The following is a 4,213-nucleotide window of genomic DNA, read 5'->3' as shown; positions in this document are numbered from 1 at the left end:
GGCAATGATTCGGGGACCATGCACCTGGCGGCCGCCGCGGGGATCCCGACGCTGGGGCTGTTCGGACCCTCGGACGAACAGCTCTACGGGCCCTGGGGCGTCGATGCCCGCGTGGCGCGGGGTCCGCGCAGCTATGAGCAGATCCGCGCCGTTGACCCGGGGTTCGGCCAGGCGCTCTGTCACATGATGGACCTCAGCGTCGAAACGGTGGGCGACGCCGCCGAGGACCTGTTGACCGCCACGGAGGGCGCGCGTGCCTGAGACTTACGACCTGATCGTCCGCAGCGGCGAGGTGATCAACCATCAGGGCCGCGGGGCCGCCGACGTAGGGGTGCGCGGCGGAAAGATCGCCGCCATCGGCGACCTCGGCCAAGCCAGCGCCGACGAGGTGTTCGACGCCTCCGGCCTGACCATAATGCCCGGCGTCATCGACACCCAGGTGCACTTCCGCGAACCCGGCCTGGAGTGGAAGGAAGACTTGGAAACCGGCTCCCGGGCCGCGGTTCTGGGCGGCGTCGTCGCGGTATTCGAGATGCCCAACACCGAGCCCACGACGACGGACCCCGACGCGCTGGCCGACAAACTCGCGCGCGCCAAGAGCCGGATGCACTGCGACCACGCCTTTTACGTCGGCGGAACGCACGAAAACGCCCGCTGGCTGGGCGAGTTGGAGCGCCTGCCCGGGTGCTGCGGGATCAAGGTGTTCATGGGCGCCTCCACCGGCACGCTGCTGGTGCAGGACGACGAGGGCATCGAGCAGGTGTTGCGCCACGTCAACCGTCGCGCGGCCTTCCACTCCGAGGACGAATATCGCCTGGCCGACCGCCGCCCGCTCGCCCGCGCCGGCGACTGGACCAGCCACTACGAGGTGCGCGACGCCCAGTCGGCGATCCAGTCGACCGAGCGGCTGGTGCGCATCGCGACGAAGCTCGGCAAGCGCATCCACGTGCTGCATGTCACCACGGCCCAGGAGGTCGCCTACCTAGCCGAGCATAAGGATGTGGCCAGCGTCGAGTTCACACCGCAGCACCTGACGCTCGCTGGGCCGGAGGCCTACGAGCGGCTGAAGGGCTACGCCCAGATGAACCCGCCGATCCGCACCGCCGAGCATCGCGCCGCGCTGTGGGCCGGGATGGCCAACGGCGTGCCCGACGTCCTGGGTTCCGACCACGCGCCGCACACCTCGGAGGAGAAGGCCCGGCCCTATCCGGCTTCACCCTCGGGCATGCCCGGCGTGCAGACCCTGCTGCCGGTGATGCTGACCCATGTGGCCGAGGGCCGGCTCAGCCTGGAGCAACTTGTCGACCTGACAAGCCACGGCGCCAACCGTCTGTTCCAACTGGCCGACAAGGGCCGCCTGGCCGAGGGCTATGATGCAGACCTGACGATCGTCGACCTGAAGGCCCGCAAGACCATCCGCCACGATATGATGGCCAGCCGCGCCGGTTGGACGCCCTTCGACGGCATGGAGGCCAAGGGCTGGCCGATGGCGACGATCATCCGCGGGACTGTGGTGATGCGCGACGGCGAAGTCGCCGCCCCGCACCTGGGCGAACCGTGCCGGTTCCAGGAGACCCTGGTCGCCTGAGTTCGCCGGCCAACATATGATCTTCGCGCCGCCGCGATCGCCTAGGCCAAGCCCAGTTCGCGCTTGGCGGCCCTGGTCAGCTTGGCGGAGATCAGGGCGTGGGCGTTCGCGAGCCAATCGGTGATGTCTGTGGCGGACGCCCCGTCGAGGGCGACATTGACCCAGTGGCCCTTGGCGCAATAGGGCGCCTGGCGGCAGGGGCCGCCTTCGGTCAAGGCGACGAAGCCGATAGGGCTCACCTTGAACGACAGGCCGCCGGAAAGGCCACAGATGGCGAACACCTTGCCGCCCACCTTGTAGACATCCGAGCCGCCCCACTGGACGACCTTGGTGGCGGCCGGCAAGGCCATCGCCGCCGCCTCGATTTGCTCACGCGTCAATCCGCCAGTCCCAGGGCGGCCCGCTGCTTCTTCGGCAGCTTCCCGGCGATAAGCGCATGGGCGCGCGCCAGCAAATCCACGACCTCGGCGTCATCCAGCGCCGCCAGGTCGTCGAATTGCACCCACTTGAAGCGCGCGGCGTATGGCGCGGGCTTGGCTCGGCCGGTTTCGGTGAGCGCCTCGAAGGCGATATCGCTGACCTTGAGCGACAGACTGGCGGCCGCCCCATCGGCGGCGGCGAACATCTTGCCGCCGACCACATAGCAGCGGTCGTCGCCCCACTTGATGGAGAGCTCGGCGCCCGGCAGCGCCAGCGCCGCCTTGTCCAGCGCCGCCGGGGTCATGGGCCTTACGCCTCGACGCCCAGGCCGATCGGACAGACCACGCCGGTGCCGCCGACGCCGCAGTAGCCGCTCGGGTTCTTGGCCAGGTACTGCTGGTGGTAGTCCTCCGCGAAGTAGAACTCGCCGCCGGGCCGGATCTCCGTCGTGATCTTGCCAAACCCCTTGGCGCCGAGGGCGTTCTGGTAGGCCAGCTTCGAGGCCTCGGCGGCCGCCTCCTGGGCGTCGTTCTGAGGGTAGATACCCGAGCGGTACTGGGTGCCGATGTCATTGCCCTGGCGCATGCCCTGGGTCGGATCGTGGCCCTCCCAGAACACCTTCAGCAGGTCGGTGTAGCTGACCACTTTCGGGTCATAGGCCACCAGCACTGCCTCGGTATGGCCGGTGCGTCCGGAGCAGACCTCCTCATAGGTCGGATTGGGCGTCAGGCCAGCGATGTAGCCCACCGCCGTCACCCAGACGCCCGGGAGTTGCCAGAACTTGCGTTCCTCGCCCCAGAAACAGCCCATGGCGAAGATCGCCGTCTCCATCCCGGCCGGATAGGCCCCTTTGAGGGGATGGCCGTTGATGAAGTGGGTCTCGGCCGTCGGGATCGGGTGCGCGCGCCCCGGCAGGGCGTCGGCTTCCGTCGGCATTTCCAGCGTCTTGCGTCCGAACATGGGGCCTCCTTGCAGTCGGCTGTGAACATAGCGATCCGCGGCCCATCTTGCATCCGCCGCGGCGGGTGACGTAGGGTCAATTCCGTGCCAGTCTGGACTGCAAGAACGTCGTTTGGGGAGATTTGTCCATGCCACGCGCTTTGAAGACCACCCTGATCGCGGGTGCGATGGCCTTGATGGCCGGGGGTGGCATCGCCTACGCCAGCGGCGGAGGCGGGGGCGGCATGCCCGCCGGCGGCGGCGGCTCCCCGATGCCGAGCACGTCCGGCCCGAGCTACGACCCGGCGGCGGAGTACGCCAAGGCGATCGCCGCCCTGAAGGCCAGCAACTACAAGGACGCCGCCCGCGCGGCCGGACACGTCACCGAAGCCGTGCCGCAGAACCCCGACGGCTGGCGCCTGCTGGGCATGGCCAAGGCCGGCGACAACGACTGGAAAGGCTCTCGCCGCGCCTACGAGAAGGCCGTGAAGCTGACGCCTGACGATCCGATTTCGCACGCCGGCTTGGCCATGGCGCTGGCCAACCTGAAGGACCCCAAGGCCCAGACCGAAGCCGACTGGCTGAAATCCAAGGCCCAGGCCTGCGGCGACAGCTGCCCAGACGCGGCGCGCCTGAAGGACCTCAACTCCAAGGTCGAGAGCGCCATGACGCCGCCTGCGGCCGGCGCGCCCAAGCCCAGCGCAATGCTTGACCGCTCGATCCTGTTCGGCGGCGCCAAGTCCGGCGACGCCGCCTACGTCCAGGCGGTGAGCCTGATCAACGACAAGCGCTATGACGAGGCGCTGGCTTCCCTCGCCAAGGCGCAGGAGACCTTTGGGCCGCACCCCGACATCCTGACTTACGAGGGCTACGCCTGGCGCAAGAAGGGCGACTACGCCCGGGCTGAGACCTACTACAAGCAAGCCCTGGCCATCGCCCCGAACCACATCGGCGCCACCGAGTACTATGGCGAACTGAAGGTGGCCAAGGGCGACCTCACCGGCGCCAGGATGATGCTGGCCCGCCTCGACAAACTCTGCGCCTACGGCTGCGCAGACGCGGAGGAGCTGCGCCGTTGGATCGACGCCGGCGGCGATCCGCACGGGAACTAGCCGCCGTCATCCTCGGCGGGATTGTCCTTTCGGCCACCGTCAGCGCGGGCGCGCTGGCGGCCTTGGACGATGCGCCGATCCGCGGCATGCTGTGGGTCGCCCGCGACGCCGACTCCAGGCGCGCCCTTGGCTCCGTCCCCACCGAGTGCCTGAA

At 68.8% G+C, this 4,213-nt stretch carries 6 protein-coding genes; 3 read left to right on the top strand and 3 right to left on the bottom strand.

All coding sequences use genetic code 11. The features are described 5' to 3' along the window. Together E8A12_RS07040 and E8A12_RS07035 are read left to right on the top strand one after the other, a co-directional pair. The coding region (locus E8A12_RS07040) for a glycosyltransferase family 9 protein (RefSeq protein ID WP_293367208.1) at positions 1-261 on the top strand (261 nt) is incomplete at its 5' end. Then, positions 254-1,588, top strand: a complete 1,335-nt coding sequence (locus E8A12_RS07035; protein ID WP_293367207.1) for a dihydroorotase — start codon at positions 254-256, stop codon at positions 1,586-1,588. The genes E8A12_RS07040 and E8A12_RS07035, both read left to right, overlap by 8 nt. A 41-nt stretch (positions 1,589-1,629) precedes the next feature. Here the strand turns inward: E8A12_RS07035 and E8A12_RS07030 are convergent, their stop codons facing one another. The 3 genes from E8A12_RS07030 to msrA are packed head-to-tail and all read right to left on the bottom strand — an operon-like array spanning position 1,630 to position 2,968. Beyond that, positions 1,630-1,968: an MmcQ/YjbR family DNA-binding protein gene (locus E8A12_RS07030; protein ID WP_293367206.1), complete on the bottom strand. Its 339-nt coding sequence runs from the start codon at positions 1,966-1,968 to the stop codon at positions 1,630-1,632. Further along, entirely contained in the window at positions 1,965-2,312 is a 348-nt protein-coding gene (locus tag E8A12_RS07025; RefSeq protein WP_293367205.1) for an MmcQ/YjbR family DNA-binding protein, read from the bottom strand. The genes E8A12_RS07030 and E8A12_RS07025 overlap by 4 nt, the downstream gene beginning before the upstream one ends. 5 nt (positions 2,313-2,317) lie before the next feature. Further along, the gene (msrA, locus tag E8A12_RS07020; protein ID WP_293367204.1) at positions 2,318-2,968 is read right to left on the bottom strand and encodes a peptide-methionine (S)-S-oxide reductase MsrA; all 651 of its coding nucleotides are present in this window, start codon (positions 2,966-2,968) and stop codon (positions 2,318-2,320) included. A gap of 128 nt (positions 2,969-3,096) precedes the next feature. On the opposite strand from msrA, the gene E8A12_RS07015 reads away from it, so the two are divergent. After that, positions 3,097-4,059 carry a tetratricopeptide repeat protein gene (locus tag E8A12_RS07015; RefSeq protein ID WP_293367203.1) on the top strand — a complete coding sequence of 321 codons (963 nt, stop codon included), beginning with the start codon at positions 3,097-3,099 and terminating at the stop codon, positions 4,057-4,059. Positions 4,060-4,213 lie beyond the last annotated feature (154 nt).

The sequence above is a fragment of the Phenylobacterium sp. genome (genome assembly GCF_004799395.1).
In the GTDB taxonomy this organism is placed as follows: Bacteria; Pseudomonadota; Alphaproteobacteria; order Caulobacterales; family Caulobacteraceae; genus Phenylobacterium.
This window is presented reverse-complemented; position numbering and strand designations above follow the sequence as displayed.

Excerpts from the sequence above, each read along its gene's own strand:
- msrA (WP_293367204.1), bottom strand. The coding sequence starts at position 2,968 with ATGTTCGGACGCAAGACGCTGGAAATGCCGACGGAAGCCGACGCCCTG.
- E8A12_RS07015 (WP_293367203.1), top strand. The coding sequence starts at position 3,097 with ATGCCACGCGCTTTGAAGACCACCCTGATCGCGGGTGCGATGGCCTTG.
- E8A12_RS07025 (WP_293367205.1), bottom strand. The coding sequence starts at position 2,312 with ATGACCCCGGCGGCGCTGGACAAGGCGGCGCTGGCGCTGCCGGGCGCC.